This is a genomic window from Candidatus Neomarinimicrobiota bacterium, from assembly GCA_034716895.1.
Taxonomy (GTDB): Bacteria; Fidelibacterota; UBA8477; order UBA8477; family JABMPR01; genus JABMPR01.
The window spans coordinates 1-19,913 of the sequence record JAYEKW010000031.1 but is presented as its reverse complement, the minus strand read 5'-3'; the positions used below and the strand labels follow the sequence as shown (position 1 = coordinate 19,913).

13 protein-coding genes are annotated in these 19,913 nt (G+C 46.4%); 12 read left to right on the top strand and 1 reads right to left on the bottom strand.

The window, feature by feature from the left end; translation table 11 throughout:
* The 12 genes from U9Q77_02370 to U9Q77_02315 form a co-directional block, all read left to right on the top strand.
* A partial coding sequence (locus U9Q77_02370) for a carbohydrate-binding module family 20 domain-containing protein (protein MEA3286209.1) occupies positions 1-2,457 on the top strand: 2,457 nt, incomplete at its 5' end.
* A 404-nt stretch (positions 2,458-2,861) separates the two neighbouring features.
* Positions 2,862-4,115, top strand: a complete 1,254-nt coding sequence (locus U9Q77_02365) for an alpha/beta hydrolase-fold protein (protein ID MEA3286208.1) — start codon at positions 2,862-2,864, stop codon at positions 4,113-4,115.
* Between the two features lie 181 nt (positions 4,116-4,296).
* On the top strand, positions 4,297-6,597 hold the full coding sequence (locus U9Q77_02360) for an extracellular solute-binding protein (protein MEA3286207.1): 2,301 nt from the start codon (positions 4,297-4,299) through the stop codon (positions 6,595-6,597).
* Between the two features lie 332 nt (positions 6,598-6,929).
* Entirely contained in the window at positions 6,930-7,763 is an 834-nt protein-coding gene (locus tag U9Q77_02355) for a sugar ABC transporter permease (protein ID MEA3286206.1), read from the top strand.
* A 124-nt stretch (positions 7,764-7,887) separates the two neighbouring features.
* Positions 7,888-9,744, top strand: coding sequence for an alpha-amylase family glycosyl hydrolase (locus tag U9Q77_02350; protein MEA3286205.1), 1,857 nt, complete (start codon positions 7,888-7,890; stop codon positions 9,742-9,744).
* A complete protein-coding gene (locus U9Q77_02345) occupies positions 9,741-12,716 on the top strand; it encodes an alpha-amylase family glycosyl hydrolase (GenBank protein ID MEA3286204.1) in 2,976 nt (991 codons plus the stop codon). Before U9Q77_02350 ends, U9Q77_02345 begins: the two co-directional genes overlap by 4 nt.
* Positions 12,717-13,021: 305 nt before the next feature.
* Positions 13,022-16,066 carry an amylo-alpha-1,6-glucosidase gene (locus U9Q77_02340; GenBank protein MEA3286203.1) on the top strand — a complete coding sequence of 1,015 codons (3,045 nt, stop codon included), beginning with the start codon at positions 13,022-13,024 and terminating at the stop codon, positions 16,064-16,066.
* Positions 16,056-16,223 (top strand): hypothetical protein, encoded by a 168-nt coding sequence (locus tag U9Q77_02335; protein MEA3286202.1) that lies wholly within the window; start codon positions 16,056-16,058, stop codon positions 16,221-16,223. Before U9Q77_02340 ends, U9Q77_02335 begins: the two co-directional genes overlap by 11 nt.
* 74 nt (positions 16,224-16,297) lie before the next feature.
* A complete protein-coding gene (locus U9Q77_02330; GenBank protein MEA3286201.1) occupies positions 16,298-16,564 on the top strand; it encodes a TMEM165/GDT1 family protein in 267 nt (88 codons plus the stop codon).
* Between the two features lie 121 nt (positions 16,565-16,685).
* A complete protein-coding gene (locus U9Q77_02325) occupies positions 16,686-16,928 on the top strand; it encodes a heavy metal-associated domain-containing protein (protein ID MEA3286200.1) in 243 nt (80 codons plus the stop codon).
* Positions 16,928-17,248, top strand: coding sequence for a DUF6122 family protein (locus tag U9Q77_02320; protein MEA3286199.1), 321 nt, complete (start codon positions 16,928-16,930; stop codon positions 17,246-17,248). The genes U9Q77_02325 and U9Q77_02320 overlap by 1 nt, the downstream gene beginning before the upstream one ends.
* Positions 17,249-17,435: 187 nt before the next feature.
* Positions 17,436-17,735: a hypothetical protein gene (locus U9Q77_02315; protein MEA3286198.1), complete on the top strand. Its 300-nt coding sequence runs from the start codon at positions 17,436-17,438 to the stop codon at positions 17,733-17,735.
* Here U9Q77_02315 and U9Q77_02310 read toward each other — a convergent pair whose 3' ends face one another.
* Positions 17,736-19,532 (bottom strand): ABC transporter ATP-binding protein, encoded by a 1,797-nt coding sequence (locus tag U9Q77_02310; GenBank protein ID MEA3286197.1) that lies wholly within the window; start codon positions 19,530-19,532, stop codon positions 17,736-17,738.
* Between the last annotated feature and the right edge of the window lie 381 nt (positions 19,533-19,913).

Sequence of the window (19,913 nt, the reverse complement as noted above, 5' to 3'; positions counted from 1 at the left end):
GCTGATGGTATCTATGAAGGTACCTTTGATGTGGCTCCTGGCACCATGGAATACAAATACCGGATCAATGGTAACTGGGACACCTCTGAGAGTCTGGCTGCCAACCGCTCGTATGAAGTTTTAGACGGTGACAATGTTATTCCCACTGTCTGGTACAGTGATCAAGAGCCTGTGGCTTCCACTGATGTAGAAGTCTTGATTCAGGTTGACATGACCGTTCAGATACTGAATGGTAACTATGATACAGACAATGGTGACTTGATCGTCATCCGCGGTGACCATGATAACTTTGGCAACTGGGGTGGTTCAGTGGCAATGATCCTGGATCCAGAGCAAACCAACATCTATACTCATCTTTCCAGCTTTGATAACGTTCCTATTGGATCAGGCTACGAATACAAGTTTGTCATTCTCACCGGTGGTGATCCTGATGCTGCGATCTGGGAAGGTTCACCAAACCGCTCCTTTACCGCAACTGGTGATGAAGTTGATTCAGATGAGAATGGCTATGGTGAGATCCTTCAGCCCGTTGCCTATTTTGCTGACGTGACTCCTGATGATATTATCACCCAGGATGTTACTGTCAACTGGACCGTTGATATCTCTTCTGCATACCATGCTCTGGCTGCAGGTGATACCCTCATCGATGCTCAGACCGGTTCTGACGACATCACTGCCTGGGATCAGGTCAATGGTGTTTGCATCAATGGTGTATTGAGCCAGTGGTGGGATTGGGGTAATGACCTGACCTGTATTGGTGAATGGGCCATGACTGCTACAGAAGACGAAGCTCTCTACACCTATAGCTATCTCTATACGGCTGGTCAGGCAAAAGCCCAACAATATAAATATGGTATCAATTCCCTGGATAACGAGGCTGGCTTCGGCGAGAATCGTGATTTTGAAATTGATGATACGAATCCGATCTATCTGGTTCCACAAGACTGTTTCGGTTCACAGAATACCGATTCCACCATGGTATTTCCAGTTGATTGCGGACCGATTGTTACTGGTCCTACCGTGACCCTTAGTGTGGATATGAGCTTCCAGGAAACCCTGGGTAACTTTGATCCTGATTCAGATTTCGTTGACGTTGCCGGAACCCTTAATGATTGGACCGGTGCTGCCTTGACTGATGCTGATGCTGATGGCATCTGGGAGGGAACATTCCCGGTAGACGAGGGCGCTATGGAATATAAATTCCGGATCAACGCCAACTGGGATACTTCTGAGAACCTACCTGCTAACCGTACCTATACAGTTGTCGCTGGTGAGAACGTGCTACCAACTGTCTGGTACAGTGATCAGGAACCGGTAGCTTCCACAAATGTTGAGGTCTTTATTCAGGTTGATATGACCGTTCAGCTATTGAATGGTAACTTTGATACAGACAATGGTGATTTGATCGTCATCCGCGGTGACCATGATAACTTTGGCAACTGGGGTGGTTCAGTGGCAATGATCCTGGATCCAGAGCAAACCAACATCTATACTCATCTTTCCAGCTTTGATAACGTTCCTATTGGATCAGGCTACGAATACAAGTTTGTCATTCTCACCGGTGGTGATCCTGATGCTGCGATCTGGGAAAGTTCTCCCAACCGCGCCTTCACCGCAACGGGTACAGAAGAAGATTCTGATGAAAATGGTTATGGTGAGATCTTTATGGATGCTGTCTATTTTGCTGACGTAACTCCTGATGATATTATCACCCAGAATGTTACCGTCACCTGGACTGTTGATATCACATCTGCCTACCGTGCTTTGGCAGCTGGCGATACCCTGATCGATACCCAAACTGGTGCAGATGATATTACTGCCTGGGAACAGATCAATGGTATTTGCATCAATGGTGTATTGAGCCAGTGGTGGGATTGGGGCAATGACCTGACCTGTGTTGGTGAGTGGTCAATGACCCAAAGTGATACAGAAGGCTACGAGTATACCTTCTCATATCTCTATACTGCCGGTCAAGCAAAAGCTCAGCAGTATAAGTATGGTATCAATTCTCTGGATAACGAAGCTGGCTTCGGCGAGAATCGTGATTTCGAGGTTGACGATACCAATCCGACCTATGTGTTGGAAGATGACTGTTTTGGTTCCCAGAATACTGATGAAACCATGCCTTTCCCACAGGACTGTGGACCGGTATCCATCGCTTCACTGCCTGGGATCCCAACATCCTATGCTCTGAGTCAGAATTATCCGAACCCCTTCAACCCGACTACTTCCATCAACTTTGCTTTGCCTGAGGCAAACCATGTTGTGTTGACCATCTACAATGCACTTGGTCAGGAAGTTCGGACCCTGAAGACAGATTATCTCTCAGCCGGAAATTATTCCGTCACCTGGGATGGTTTGGACAATGCCGGAAATATGATCACCAGTGGTGTCTATATCTATACGATGACATCAGGCAATCATAACTTCAGCAAGAAAATGCTTATGCTCAAATAATCGCTGATGCGATTAGTGTAATTATAGACAGGGTGGTGAGGTTGCTTGCCACCCTGTTTTTTTTCTGATACTTATTTTCAATTAAGTGAAGCGAGATCAAATGAGTATTTGGAACCAGTTAGGGCTTATTATACCAAGTGCACCACCAAATTGCACACACGACGTCTTCGCGGGCAGAGGGCGGCGATCTCTTGAATCAGGGTTGAAGAGTTGGAGATATATCCATCGTAGCAGATGCGCAAATGGATTGCCACACCCCTGCGGTGTTCGCAAAGACCAACTCTATCTATAAAAATGGCCCACGTAAAACGCACAAACAGAGGTTAAATTGGTATTGTACACCTGAAAACTGGTTAGGGTAATTTATAAGCTTTCTAGTGCTTGTTTTAGTGAGGAAAAAGAATGTGGTGACAAGAATACGGATGATTGCAATCCTGCTTAGTGTAGCGCTCCAGGCCTGTTGGATGTCTCCCGAGTTATTGGATGACAATTTAAGCAATACCGACGATTTTTCGGTGAATGCGGGAAGCTCTCAAACAGCTGATTTTACTTTTAATGATTTTATTACTGCAGTCTACCAGGCATCAGCCAGCGACAAGCAAACCCTGGTGGATTCATTTATGACGTGGGTGAATACAACTACCGGTTTTCCATATATTGAGAATTCATCTGCTTATTTTCTTTACCTTAACGGCTCAAATCCATCGGTGGCTGTTGCTGGTGATTTCACAGGCTGGGATCCATCCGACCAGGGTTTCAATCATCTACCGGGAACTAATCTATTCTACAAGGGTTACGACTTTGAATCTGACGCGCGTTTGGACTACAAATTGGTAGTGAATGGTAACTGGATCCTGGATCCACTCAACCCCAGTACTTGTAGCGGTGGGTTTGGTCCCAACTCAGAATTATCCATGAGTGAATATATCCAACCGGTGGAAATTCAAACTTATGCCATCCCGCATGGAGCGGTCAGTTTCACCAACTTTTCAGATACGACCCAGGGTCGCACCCGGGCTGTGCGAATATATACACCACCTGATTATGCAGAAACCACCCTCAGCTATCGTAGCATCTATTTTCACGACGGAAATGAATACCTCAATCTGGGCTATGCTGGCAATGTTTTGGACTACCTGATCCACAATGAGTTGATCCCACCGGTTATCGGGATTTTTGTGGATCCTATCAACCGGATGGAAGAATATTCATATGAAATGGAATTCATGGAAATGTTCGTGAACGAGCTGGTTCCCTGGGTGGATAACGAATATCGTACAATGCCTGAAGCCGAATATCGAGCAGTGACAGGCGTAAGTCTCGGTGGCTTAACCTCACTACTGTTCACGATCCAGCATCCCGAGGTATTTGGGAATTGCGGGGCTTACTCATCAGCAATCTGGTTTGGTGATCTGATCGAACAATACGAGAGCAGCGATGTGCTGCCAGTGAAGATCTATCTGGATGCCGGTACCTATGAATCTTCTATTTATAACAGCTCAACAACTTTATTGGAAACTTTTGAGAATAATGGTTGGGACCACCAGTGGCGGGTTTGGCATGAAGGACATTCCTGGGGCGCCTGGCGCGCTCATCTGGATGAATCCCTGCTCTATTTTTGGCCTTTGGCTACAACAGGGATAGATGATAATTATTAAGAACCTGGAGAGGGCGTCTTCGCGAGTCCTGGAAGGATGTGGCGATTTCCTATCCCAGCTATGCCCCCACAAGCCGCTCGGGATGACGCAATCTGAGCAGTAATTGAAGGCAGGAGATTGGTGTACTGACCAAGATATTATGTAAATTAGCATGATTCGATTTGTATAAAAGGAAACAGGCATGAGACAGCAACTACCCACAGCAAGGACTAATCGACCCACGGCTCAGCGATTTTGCTTTGTTTTATTCCTCATGCTAGCTCTGATCAGCTCGACTTTTGCAGCTGAAAAAACCACTTTACACCTCTGGCATCCCATGCCGGCCCCCAGTCGGGCAGTTCTGAATGAATTAGTATCCGAATACGAAGCCGATCATCCTGATATCAATGTTCATTTGCTCTATAAGGAAAATGAAGAAGTTCGCATGGCCTACATGTCTGCCACTGCCTTTACTGAAGGTGGACCTGATATGCTTTATGGTCCCAGCGACTTTACCGGTGCCTTGGTAGAGATGAATATTGTCAAGCCGCTGGAAGACCTGTTCACTGAATCCGAGCTGGCAGCCTTCGATCCTAAGGGATTGACCTGGTACAATGATCATCTCTATCAGATCGGAGATGAGCTTGGCAATCACCTCGCCTTGGTATACAATAAACGTCTCTTCGCCGAGGTTGGTCTGGACCGGCCACCAGAAACCCTTCAGGAAATGGTCGAATTTGGTAAGAAATTGACCCTGGATAAAGATGGGGATGGGGACATAGACCAGTATGGCCTGGTCTGGAATTTTACAGAACCGTTCTTTTTCATGCCTTTCTACGCGTCATTCGGTGGCTGGGTCATGGACGCGGATCAAAATCCCACCCTGAATAATGAAGCAGCCGTTAAAGCCTTCAAATTTGTCCGCGATATGCGCGACGTACACGGTATCATTCCCCTGGAATGCGATTATGATATAGCCGATTCCAAATTTAACACGGGAACTGCAGCCATGTTGATCAATGGTGCCTGGTCCTGGGCCAAATACATGGAATCCCCCCATGTTGATTTTGGTCTGGCCGTCCTGCCCATCAATGCTGAGACCGGTCTCTATCCGGCACCCATGATCGCCACCAAGGGCTACTACCTGAATCCCTATCTTGAAGGTGAAAGACTGGAGCAAGTTGTCGAACTCATCAAATTCCTGACCGGCCCGGAAGCCCAATTCAAGTATGCCAGTCGTTTGGCTACCATACCAACCCTGCTGGAGGTTCGAGAACATCCGGAGATAGTTGGAAATTCGGTTATTCAAACTTCAATAAAGCAGGTGGAGCATGGAAGAGCCATGCCCATCTCAGCTCAGATGCGAGCTATCTGGGATGCCATGCGTCCGGCTTATCAGAATGTTCTGGGTGGCAACATGACTCCTGAGGTAGGCGCTGCCTACCAACAGGAAATGGCAGAGCAAAAAGTAGCTGAATTGTTCGAAGGACAGGATATTGATCCTGATGCATTTAACATCACGACCATCCTGGTTTATCTCGCTGGAATACTGCTGATGATCTGGGCTCTCTATAAGCTGTTGGTATTTTTCATCTTACCATTACTCAGGGGCGTTCCTGGTGTTCAGGTCAAGGAGTCACGCTTTGGTGTGCTCATGGTAGCCCCGGCTGCGCTGTTTATTTTTGGTGTTGTGGTTTATCCCTTTTTCTACAATTTGGTGATCTCATTCTCTAATATGGGTCTTACCACTGTCAATGACTGGCAGATCATTGGCCTTACCCAATACGGAAAAGTTGTTACTGATCCTCAATTCTACCACTTTTTCATGAAGACCATCATCTGGACGGTGGTGAATGTCAGTTTGCATGTCTTTTTTGGTGTGTTACTGGCTATGTTGTTGAATCGTCCTCTGCCGGGCAAGGGGTTTATCAGGGTCCTATTGATCCTGCCCTGGGCGGTTCCCAGCTATATCACAGCCCTGACCTGGCGTGGGATGTTCAATATTGATTATGGTGCGATCAATATCATCCTTAATACTGTTTTTGGTTTGGAACCGATCTCCTGGTTGATTGATCCCACCAATGCCTTTATCGCAGCGATCATTACCAATGTCTGGCTGGGAATTCCCTTTATGATGATCATCGCCCTGGGCGGCTTGCAGGCCATTCCCCAGGAGCTTTATGAAGCTGCTTCCATTGATGGAGCGTCTCCCTGGCAACAGTTCAAGAAAATTACCCTGCCACTGATGAAGCCGGTCATGATCCCTGCCATCACTTTGGGGATTGTCTGGACTTTCAATAATATCAATGTGGTTTGGCTGGTTTCCAATGGGGGACAGCCAGGTGACCAGACCCATATCCTGGTTAGTTTTGTTTACCGGGCAGCCTTTAACCTGTATCGCTATGGCTATGCAGCTGCCTTTAGTTTTATGATCTTTCTCATGCTGGCTTTCTTTTCCATCAAGTTCATGCAGAAAAGCAAAGCCACCGAAACGGCGTATTGAATTATGAATTGTGAATTGTGAATTGTGAATTGTGAATTGTGAATTGTGAATTGCGAATTCCTAAGACTTGTATGGCGACCGGTAGAAGGTGATCAAAAAATCGTAAATAGCGTCCTGAATTCCTGGTCAGTAAAGACAATGCATTGCCTTGTCTCAATAAACTACAAATGGCCAGAAGTCCAAAAATATCAAAACTTATTAACCCGGTGGATATTAAACGAGCTGGAACGGACATTGAGGTGCCATACTGAGTGTATCGAAGTGTTCTCGAAATGGGAGTTGTATACACTATTAATAGCACGTTCTGACGTTAAAAAGACTGGTTATCAAATATGAAAAAGACAACACCCCTTCAGTACATCATGATCTACAGCCTGTTGCTGGTAGCCGTAGCCTGGTCCATTTATCCTATTCTCAGGGTGATCACCATTTCTATTCGACCAGGAGATAATCTACTGAACGAGAGCCTCTCGATTATTCCAGATGATTGGACCTTTGATAATTACATCAGGATATTTACAGAACACCCGCTGGGCACCTGGATTTGGAACTCAATTCTGGTGACTGTCACAGTGGTCATTACCGGTGTGGCTTTGGCTTCCACAGCAGGTTATGCCCTTTCTCGCTTTCGGTTTCCCGGTCGGGAGGCCAGTCTGCTCAGCTTGCTGGTGACCCAAATGTTTCCAGCAACCATGCTGTTGCTACCCCTGTTCATCATGCTTTCCAATCTCCATCTCATCAATACCTACCTGGGTCTGATTGTGATCTATTCTTCCACCGCTTTACCTTTTTGCGTCTGGCAAATGAAGGGCTACTATGATACGATTCCCTATTCACTGGAAGAGGCTGCCCGTATTGATGGAGCCAGCCGCTTTATGGCTTTCTACAAGATCATTCTACCCCTGGCATCACCCGCCCTGGTTATTACTGCGTTATTCTCTTTTATGTCCGCCTGGACCGAATATATAGTGGCGGCTCAGGTGCTGTGGTACGAAGACATGTTCACCCTGCCTATTGGCCTGAAATCATTCCAGGCAAATATGACCACGGAATGGGGTTTGTATGCAGCCGGTGCCATGATTGTCTCCATTCCGGCTATTGCTCTGTTTCTCTTTTTAACAAAATATTTAATTGGCGGCCTAACCATAGGCTCGGTAAAAGGTTAGTTCTATGTTAAAGCTTCACATGAAAAATCTTCATCATGCCGTATTGACTTTTCGAAATCAGTCATACCAGCTAAAAACAACATTTCAGTCTGTAGAAAGAGTCATAATCTCCTCTTTGCGAGAAGTGAAACGACGAAGCAATCTCAACTTTGAGATCGCCGCACTCCCCATGGTTACTCGGGAAGACAAACAATATCGGTTTTATGATAAACGATTCATTCCCAATCACTTTCACATTTCTTTGTTAACCATATTCATTGCGCTCATGCTGGTAGGCACCATTGGATGTGAATCAATTACAACTGAAAAACAATTTCTGAATGCTCAGTGGGGTTTGAAATATGACCCGGAGCGGGTTGGTCTGAGATCTGGGTGGTTTGATAATGACCATGACCGGTCTGATTGGGAAATGACCGCTGTGCCCGGGAGTTGGGCAGACAATGATTACGACGGTTTCGCCTGGTACTCTACTGAGATTCAGGCTGAAAATATACCAGCAGGGTACCATCTGGCTCTGGTTTTTGAGTCCATTGACGACAACGCTGTTATCTGGCTGGACGGTCGTCTCTTTGGTAAACAAATGGGATATGGCATCAAATTTTATTTCGATATTGGCAATAAGCTTGAAGATGGATTAGTTCACCAATTGGTGCTAAGAATTGAAGATACTGGTGGTCCTGGTGGGATCAACGGGGCTGTCTATTTGGAACCCTATCAGGAGGAAGTTGATTTGCTCAGGTCTGAGGCAAGTAAACATTCTGCTCCACCCGCCCCGGAATGGGCGCAAAATGCTGTTTTATACGAAATATTTGTTCGTCAGCATTCAGAGTCGGGAACCTTTCAGGCTGTGACCAAAGATCTGGATCGGATCAAAGCTTTAGGTGTCGATATTATTTGGCTTATGCCAGTACATCCTTTGGGTCAGGAAAAAGCCAAGGGGAGTCTGGGAAGTCCCTATTCAGTCCAGGATTACTATGCCGTCAATCCTGATTTTGGATCATTGGCAGATTTCAAGAATCTGGTAGAAGAGATTCATAAGCGGGATATGCAACTCATCCTCGATTTTGTCATGAATCATAGTGCTTGGGACAATGAGTTGCTTACTGATCATCCCGTTTGGTACACTCACAACGAGCAGGGTGAGATTGTTTCACCTAATGCGGACTGGTCCGATGTAGCAGACTTCAATTATGACAATCAGGAGCTACGCCAGTACATGCTCGAAATGCTGACCTGGTGGATCGCAGAAACGGATATTGATGGTTATCGTTTTGATGTAGCTGAACTGGTGCCAAACGATTTTTGGTCCGCTGCAAAGTCAGCCTGTCAACAGATCAAACCAGAGGTCTTTTTTCTAGCAGAAGGTGCCAGACCTGAATTGCACCTCAATGGACACGACATGACCTATTCCTGGAATATGTGGGATGGGATCACCCAGCTTGCCCTGGGAAATGCCGACCCCTCTGAGGTCAAACGATCCTACGAAATGGAACAATACCAATATCCTCAGGGTGCTCTCCGGATGCGTTTTACAGAGAATCACGATAAAGAACGGTCACAGGGAGTGATCGCTGACACCGATCTTAATTTGACGGCTTGGGCTTTTGTGGCACTGATGCAGGGGAGTCCCTTGATTTATGCCGGACAGGAGGTGGGAGCCACCCGTAAACCCGGTTTATTTGAGAAAGAACCAGTTGACTGGGCCGAAGGTGACCAGGGGTTATCAGACAAAATGTCCCGGATCATCAAGCTTCGTAAAGAGCAGCTTACCTCATCCTCAAGTTTTCAAATGATCATAGCTGATAATGAACGACAGATCATGGCTTATAAGCATGGCCCACTGTTAAGTTTCTTTAATTTCTCAGCAGATACTTTTAAATTTTCGGCCATCGGTATGGACTCTATCCTGCTGGGCGAGCTAACCTTAAACCAGGATAGTACACTGTCACTTCTACCTAAAAATTTTGGAGTTATCCAATGAAAAAATATGTATTTATGATAATTGCTCTTTTTACAGGTCTTGCCGGATATGCTCAGAACGATGTGATGTTCTGGGAACCTGTAGCCATTGTCCAGGGGGGCACTGTTGATATCTACTATAACACCATTAATGGAGCGTTGCCTGATGATCCTGCTCAAGTTTTGATCCATCTTGGCTACAATGGTTGGACCAATGTAGATGACCTTCCCATGACCGCGCAATCGGAGGGTTGGTGGATGTATCACTATGCTATCCCGGAAGATGCGGATATCCTGGATTTTGTTTTTCAAGATGGTGAAGGAAACTGGGACAACAATGGTGGTGAAGGGATCGATTTTCATATTTCAGTGAATGTTCCAGGAATCTGGGAACCCATGTTTCCCGGTCCTAATGACACGATCCGGATCAGCAAACAGCATGATGGATCAGGAAATCTATGGTGGGGTGTTAATTCATGGATCGCACCACTTCCAGCCTATCAACCCGAGAATACGGTTGATGGTGATCCAGGCTTATCAGTAGAAAGTACTTTGCTGGGACCCGATTCAAACGATGTCTATTGGGTTGATATTGGCCCTTTTAATGATCCACATCAGGCAGTGGCTATGGTCGATTTTGTATTTCACTGGGATGACGGTAGCTGGGAGGGAACCGGTTCCGGGGATTATCACTTTCCCATTAGTTATGAACCGGGTGTGAACGATCCGCTGATCAATATGACCAATATTGAAAATGATCATGTTCTGGATGATGAACAATTGATTCAGATCGAGACCCAGGATGCAAATTATGTCGAAGTCCTGTTGGATGGCAACACACGCTATATTTCCGGTGGCGGTGATTTTGAATTCACTACCAATACTGGTTTGCTCAGCTATGGGCGGCACGAGTTGGTTGCTTATGCTCGGCGTGACAATGGACGGGTTATGATGGATATCAAGACAGTCTGGAAAATTCCTGAAGTCGTTGAGGATGCTTTTCCCCCATTTGATTTTTTGGGGGTGCATGATCGTCTGGATGGCACCATTACCTTTGCTTTGCTGGCACCAGGCAAGATGTTCGTTTCCCTTATTGGAGATTTTAATGACTGGGATGCCGATTCCGGTCTTATGAAATATGATCCGGCTCAGGAAATCTATTGGCTCAACCTTCCGCTGGAAGCCGGCAGTTATGAGTATATGTATGTTCTGAATGGCGAGAAAACGGTGGGTGACCCCATGGCTACCGATGTGAACTGGACCGACCTGTTCGGAAATGAGCATTGGGCATCCGAAAATCAGAAGTCAGTGATAAATATTGGGGCAGAGGCATTCCCCTGGACCGACGATTCCTACCAGCGACCGGCAATGAAGGATCTGATCATTTATGAAACGTTGATCCGTGATTTTACTGAATCCGGTGATATTGAAGGAATGACTGCCAAGCTGGATTACCTGGCTGATCTGGGTATCAATGCCATCGAACTGTTGCCTCCTACAGAATTCTCAGGGGATAACTCATGGGGCTACAACCCAGCCTTCTTCATGGCCTTGGAGTCATCTTATGGTACTCCTGAACAGATGAAAATATTTGTGAACGAAGCCCATGCCAGAGGGATATCTGTCCTGGTTGATCTGGTATTTAATCATGCAGATGGCACGTCTCCTTATGAGCAAATGTATGGGAATGACTACGAACATTCACCCTACATGCACGCTGAAGGCAATGCCTGGGGTTTTCCTGATTTCGATCATGGTCGCACTGGAACACGGGTGTTGACTGCCCGAACCGTCCGGCATTGGATCAGTGAGTATCATGTGGATGGGTATCGGTATGACCATACGCCAGGGATCGGCTGGAGTGGAGCCAGCGATTTTGGTGTAAGTTATTTTTCCAACCAGGCCTATCTGGAAGACAATGAAGTGGTTCAGATCGCCGAGCATTTTGACTCTGATATTGGCAGTTTGATCTTCACGACTCATATTCGATCGCATTGGCACGATGCTTTTCATGATCAGATGAAAGCCAATCTTCGCCAGGGAGATTTTGAAGGCTCTCATTGGTGGGATATGGATAAGACTGAACGCGGGATCGACTATTCCGCTGATGGTTTCCAAGATGGGGAGGCCTGTGTGAATTATGTGGAGAGCCATGATGAACAAAGGATCATTTTTGAGGTTCAGACCAATGGTCTAAGCTATGAGCAAGCTCTCAACAAAGCTGAACTCGCCGCCCAAGTTCTGTTCACCAGTACGGGCATACCAATGTTCTATATGGGTGCCGAATTGGGGATGGATACAGAACGCACTCTGAGTCACAATCCGGTTCGCTGGCATTATCTGGAGGATCCCGTGCTTGAGACCCTGTGGTTCAAATATCAGGAAATGATATGGCTCCGTCAAAATTATGCCGCCCTGAGATCCAACAATATTGATGTGGTGTTTAAATCCAACGCACAGAAGGTAATCGTTCACCACCGAACTCTGGATGGAGCTCCTGGTGTTGTGGTTGCCATAAATTTTAACAGCTCAGATCAAGTGCTGGATCTGGAATTCCCCTGGGCTGGAACCTGGTATGAATATACTCAGGATGACACACTGACCATTGAATCCAACTATTATGGATCCTACACGATCCCAGCCTCCTCAGCCAGGATATTCACCAATGAACGCTATTGGGTAGGGGTGGATCAGGCTGTGAATCTGCCTCTGGAATTCGCCCTGCATGCAGCTTTCCCCAATCCCTTCAATCCCAGAACGACGCTTCGCTTTGACTTGCCGGAAGCCGCCTTGGTCGGAATCAATATTTATGATGTGCGAGGCCGGGAAATATGGTCCACACCTGAAAGTGTCACCCATTATGTGGCCGGGTCACACGAGTTCAGTTGGAATGGTGTTGATCAGCAAGGTCAAAGTATAGCTGCCGGAATCTATTTTATTGAATTACGAACTCCGGAATTTCGCCAGGTTCAGAAGGTGATGTTGATTAAATAGATGCTTACCATGGTCTATAGCCCCGGCCTGAAGAGGCTGTGTGAAAACTTCATTACAATGGAATAATTATTTGCCAATATTAGCTTTAGTTATCTACGTATAGTGCTGTTACTATTGATACTTACCCCAGGCTTCAGCCTGGGGGTTATAAAAACATTAAAAAGGAGGGCTTTAACCCAACAATACTGGGCTATAGCCCAAAGAAACAGTAGGTTATCATGCCCCCAAGCTAAAGCATGGGATAAGCGTTGTCCTTATTCTCACACAGCCCCTGAAGGCCGGGGTAATTATTGGAAGAGAGCCTGATGAAAGCATGTATCAAACAACCCTGGACTAGACTAAAATATGGTTACCCATTTTTGATGAGCTGGGTCAAGGATCATCAAAGGATATTCTATTTTCCCCTGATCCTTTTGCTGATGGCCTGTTCCTCCGACTCTACTGCAACACTGCCAAGCATGCACCTCGAGCCTGGTAGCCAACGTGAGATCGCCTATACTGATAAGCAGGATGTTTTCTGGGTGACTCGGGTGGGGGGCTACAACAATTCGCCCTGGCATGGGTTGAACGCTTCAAAACGAAACTATTTTGAAGATCTGTTTATTTATGCTGATGATGAATTGTTACCAAGGGAAGCAGCCGTCGTTACTGTGGATCCGGTAAAACTGGTTCGTGAGTACCCCAGACTTGGAATCCATGAGACCTGGACCCTGCTTGATGAACAACGCACCTTAGTGGTTCAGTTGGAAGCTGACCGGGCAACCCAATGGCACATTCAACCAGCTATTCAGGGTGGTTCTCAGCCGGATGATTTTCAAATCACTGCCACTAAACAGGTAATGGACATCGAGATCAAGCGATTGGCAAACACACCCTCCAGCTATCCATATTTAAAGCTCTGGTTTTCCAAACCTATGCGTTGGGAGGCAGCCAGATCTCCCGAAATACCCCTGTATAATGCCTTCCTCACCCAGAGTGCCCAATCTAGCGCTACTCAACAGCTCGTGATCACATTTTCGCTAAGTGAACAAGAGCAAAATTCAAATCCTCAACCCGAGTGGATCGAAAAGGCTGAGAACCATCGTCAAAACCGGATTTCCAACCGTTTGGATAAGACCCGGCTTAATAGTGATCTCCAAGAGCTTAATACAGCAATTACGTGGGCGCATGCTTCCCTTGATGCACTGGTAATGAACCAGATGGGAAAAGGGATCTATGCCGGGTTACCCTGGTTTGATGATTATTGGGGCAGGGATGTTTTTATCTCATTTACCGGTGCAGTCCTGGTGAGTGGACAATATGAAGCAGCCAGGCAGATACTGCTGACTTTTGCTGATCTCCAGAATGTTGATGAGTCAGATCCAAACTATGGACGGATCCCCAATCGGGCTCAACCTGAAGATATCATCTATAATACGACTGATGGCACCCCCTGGTTTGTACGCTCGGTTTGGAATTATTATCGCTATACTGGTGACGAGGAATTCCTAAAACAAGTTTGGCCGGCGATACGCAGGGCTACCAAGGGAGCTTTAAAAAACTGGACTGATGATCTCGGACGGTTGCGGCATGCTGATGCTGATACCTGGATGGATGCACGCGGTCCTGATGGACCATGGAGTCCCCGTGGAGACCGGGCTATCGATATTCAGTTTATCTGGCGCGATCAATTGGAGATCACCAAACGATTGGCTGTAAAGTTTGGTGATGGTGGTCTTCAAAAGGAAGCTCAGGAAACTTTAGCAAGACTTGTCAGAGGACTTGAGCAATATCGATCCGAAAAAGGGGGTTATCTCGTTGATCACCTGAATGCTGACGGTTCCCCGGACGAACAGATACGTCCCAATGTATTCCTGGTATCGCCTTTGTTTCATGAGACTTGCGACTGGGTCAGTTTTAAAACTCTGGCACCGCGATTGGTTACTTCCAAGGGCGTTCTTTCCTTAAGTCAGGAAGATGCCAATTTTCATCCCTATCACCATTTGCCTGGTCGTTATGTTCAGGATGCGGCCTATCACAATGGGATCATCTGGACCTGGAATTCAGCTGCAACCATCACCCAGGCCATTCATTTTCATCAATATCACTATGCTCAGGCTTTATTTGATGATCTGACCGACCAGATTCTTAACCGGGGGGCAGTGGGAACGATTGCAGAATTGACCGATGCCTGGCCTCGGGAAGGTCAATATCAACTTTCAGGGACTTTCTCCCAGGCCTGGAGTGTGGCTGAATATCTACGCAGTTTTTACCAGGATATTTTGGGCGTTCAACCTGACCTATCCAGGTCTCAAATGAGGATCGCACCCAGACTACCAAATGGGATGAATGAGGTCAGTTTCACTGTGCCTTTGGGGCCAGATCTCTGGGAATTTGAATATGAGAATACTGAAACTGGCTTTGAAGTTGTGATTCGGCGAACTCTAGATCAACCGATAGATCTTTCATTTGAACTGCTGGTTAACAATAATATGCCAACGCTTGAGTTTGTTTGGGACCAACGGGATATTCATCTCCGTTATGAAAAGCAGATGGGGCAATGGACGGTTCCTGGCGATTATCCGGATTACCAGGCGATGAATAAAGCTCTGGAGCATCCACTGAACAGCCTGGCTTTCAGTGTGCTGGACACCTCGCGTGAGATTCCAGTTCTCAAGGGTCCGGAGCACCGTTTACTGAATGAATCTGAAGTGATATTTCAGAATGGAACCTTCAAAACTTTGCATAATATGATAGACGCTTCAGGTGATGATCGTGGTGAATCTGGTCATTATGCCTATCCCTCCAACCCACAGTTTGCAGCTGGAATCGTAGATATTCTGGAAATGCAGGTAGGGGAGAACCAGAAGGATTACCTATTTGAGATGAAATTTACGAATCTGACCGACCCCGGTTGGCATCCTGAGTATGGATATCAACTGACCTACTGTGCCATTGGGATTAGCTATGAAAAGAACTCAGGGACATCAGAAGTAGGCAAGAATTCACAAGCCTCCTTCAAAACCGGGTTTAAAGCTGACCAAATTCTTTACATCAGCGGGGGGATCCTTCTGGTAGATGATGAACATCAGCCCGTTGCTGAGTACATGCCGCTCAGTTCCAGCGGGGCGATTGGGGATGCACAGACCGGAAAGATCCACTTCATGCTACCGCGCGATATTTTTTCAAGTGATCTCACAGGAGCTCAATTCCAAGTCGCGGTGGGCTGCCAGGATGATCATGGCGGGGCTGGCATGGGTGATTTCCGGGCTGTACAGGAACTGGTAGCTGAATGGGCTGGCGGTGGAAAAATTGATCCTGAGGCTTCTAATGTTTATGATTGGTTAATTGCATCAAATAATGATCGGTAAATCACATTCTGCTGATTCAGGCTGGGGAACTGATATCATGGTACCCATGGCGATTCCCTCTTTTGGAGGAATGCTATTCGCTACTATCAACACGTTTGTAGTTCTGGTGGTCTATGTTCTAGTAGCTGAACGTCGCATTTTGAAACGAGTGAACTGATGATTTGTGGTGAATTTTGAAATTATTAAAGCATATTGGAGAATGATAATTGATGGAGGAAAGGAAGGATTGGAATGAAGGCAGTCTGGTTGGCTTTTGGAGCCATATTCATAGCGGAGCTGGGTGATAAAACCCAGTTGGCAATCCTGGCAATGACGGGCCGGGGCTACTCAGCCTGGGCAGTGTTTATCGGTTCCATGCTCGCTTTTGCGGTATTGACTGGAATTGCTGTTCTCATCGGAGATTGGGTTCAGACGCGGATTCCCGCTGAGACCATCTCGAAAATTGCTGGCGCCAGTTTTGTCACAATAGGTGTTTTGATGTGGTTTGGGAAGATATAAGACGGGTGGGTGTTATTTAGAGGACTCGGTCTCATTATGCTGAAGCGTGGTACAAAAAGTTCGGGAGTGTGCACATAGAATTATGTTTGGTATGATATTCAAAGAATAAGGATTATAAATTTTGGATAAACATGTATTTACTGTAAATAATATGACTTGTAATGGTTGCGTTGCCAGTATTCAACAGGGTTTGGAGGCGGATGCCAGGATTAAGTCAATCAACATTAAGCTGTCAAAACAGCTGGTCACCGTGGAAGGTGATCTAACCAGCGAGGAAGCAGCCGAAGTGATCCGGAATGCGGGTTATCAACCCGAAGTTGGCGCAAGCAAAAAAGGTTTTCTCGGAAATCTGTTCTCCAGCTGATGCGTGAAGTACTGCACATAATTGCTCATTTTGCCGTTCCGGCGCTCGCTGCTCCAGGACTGGTCAAATGGTTGGACCTACCTAAAAAATGGGGCTATTACTGGTACCTGATGATCGCTACCATGCTCATTGATCTGGATCATCTATTCGCAGATCCAATTTTTGATCCAAACCGCTGTAGTATCGGATTTCATCCTTTGCACACGGTCTGGGCAATTGGTGTGTATCTCATCCTGTTGTTCCCGACAAAAACACGAGTAGTAGGCATCGGTCTGTTAATTCATATTGCACTGGATGCCATTGATTGCACGATGATGTGAAAATCACCACTGTAAGGATGCCTGCATAAAATCAGTTTTTGTTTTGATTTACTGGAGGGACGCTTAACATCGCTTGAACTCTGAACTGAAACCAGATGGATCGACTCGATGTGGATTGGTGTGTCGAAATATAACCATCTCTGAAATATAAGGATCTCATCTTATGCAAGGTGCGCTGGATCTTCTCATGAGTAACCCCCTTTACCTGGTCATTGCTGGCGTCATCGGTATCGGGATACTTATTTTTCTTCTAAAAAAAGTTTTCAAGCTGGCCATGATTCTCATAGTAGCAGCTTTGGCCTACGGTGGCTATTTATATATGACTGAAGATAATCCCATGAAGATTATCCAGCAAAAACTGGATCAAGGAAAGTCTGCAGTGGAAGGTCTTGATGATGCCACCAAGGATATTCGACGTGAAGCCATTGATAAGGTTATTGACGACGTTGATAAGAAGCTCAAGGAAGCTTCCAAAAAACGAAAATAACTAAATGACATTCCTGGCTTGGTGTGATTTTTTGATATCCTCCAGGTCACCCCTGGGAATGGCAGCTATCAAACGTTTGGTGTATTCTGTTTGAGGGTTTTGGTAAACGCTGTCGGCATCATCCAATTCCTCGATCTTCCCGTCATTCATAACCACCATTCGATCTGACATGAATTTCACTACAGACAGATCATGTGAAATAAAAATATAGGTAAGCCCAAATTCATCACGAAGCTCATTCAACAGGTTGAGCACCTGTGCCTGCACAGACACATCCAGGGCTGAGACTGATTCATCACAGATCACGAATTCAGGTTTGACTGCCAGGGCTCTGGCAATGCAGATACGTTGCCTCTGTCCGCCGGAAAATTCATGGGGATAGCGATTATAATGTGCTGGATCAAGGTTCACACGTTCCAGTAATTCATTTACCTGCTGGCGGCGTTGAGTATCATCAGCGTGTAATCCATGGACTTGCATGGGCTCCAGAATAGCAGAGCCGATAGTGATGCGTGGATTCAATGATGAATAGGGGTCTTGAAAAATGATCTGGATCCGTCTGCGAATATCTCGCAATTCGTCACCCCTTATATCGGTGATATCATTCCCGTGAAATGTGATCCGGCCGGCAGTTGGTTCAATGAGTCGAAGAATGGTGCGCCCCAAAGTTGTTTTTCCACAACCCGATTCTCCTACCAGGCCAAGGGTTTCGCCTGGATAGACATCAAAACTGACATCGTCCACTGCTTTCACATGGTTAACGACCTTACTGAATAGACCCTCCCTGATGGGGAAGTAGGTCTTCAGGTTCCTGACCGTGAGAACAGGTGTTTGAGCGTACAGTATTTCATGACGTCTCGCAGTTTCCTCAGGGGTGATAATCAAGTCGTGAATGGTCTTATCGACTGATTTATTAATCTCGGTCATTTCGCCAGCTTCATTTTCTTCCATGAAGTCAGAGATGGTTGGTAGCAGCTTTAAGCGGTGTTGCAGAGGGGGACGACAAGCCAGTAAACCCTTGGTGTAGGGATGTTGTGGATTTGAGAATATGTCCCAGACCGAGCCTTGTTCGACGATCTTACCCTTGTACATCACCACCACATGATCAGCGATTTCGGCAATCACTCCCAAGTCATGAGTGATAAAGATGATGCCCATATCGTGCGTATCACGCAGTTTTCGCATGAGATCAAGAATAGTAGCTTGAACAGTGACATCCAGAGCCGTAGTAGGCTCATCGGCAATTAGAATACGAGGGTTGCAGGACATGGCCATGGCGATCATAACTCGTTGTTTTTGCCCACCGGAAAGCTGGTGGGGATAGGAATCTATGATTTTCTCCGGGCGGGGAAGCTCTACTTCGTTAAAGAGTTCCAGGGTTCTGATTCGAGCTTGTTTTTTGTTCATCTTCTCATGCAGGATCAAGGCTTCCATGACCTGATCCCCGCAGGTAAATACGGGATTTAGCGAGGTCATAGGTTCCTGGAAGATCATGGCGATCTCATTCCCGCGAAAGTCACGCATCTCGTTCTCTGGAACCTGAGTCAGATCCACCAGTCCCTTGGTCCTGGAGTGGTACATGAGTTTGCCACCAACGATTTGACCGGGCGGATTGGGGATCAAGCGCATCAGGGAGAGGGACGTGACTGATTTTCCAGACCCTGACTCACCGACGACTCCAACTGTCCGACCTTTTTTCAGGCTGAAACTGACTTTATCCACAGCTTTAACGAGACCTTCATCAGTGTTGAAGGTGGTCTCTAATTCATGAATTTCAGTAAGCATATTCTCTGACATGTCAACTTATTCCTTTTGTCGTTCCAAGAGCGAATTCTGCCCTGTTGGCAGCCCTGAATATAAGTGGAAAGAATGCGGGAAAAAGGATGAAGGGAGCAAATCAAGAAGCTGGGGACGGTTCAGGAGGTTTAAACCCAACTTCAGCTCAAGATGCGCGCTATGTGCCATGCTTCCTTTCGGCAGGCTTCAGGACAGGCTTGCTTCAGTAAGACACACAGCTGGTCTCCCTGAGGAGGTCACTGAGTTCATCGAGGTGCCCTTGATGGGTAACCGATTTGTTCGGTAAAGGTACATTTGAAACTGAATACGGTTCTGTAGTAAAAAGATGACAATTCGAACGGCCTCCTCACAGGCAATTGAGCGCTAGCTAAAATAGTTTAT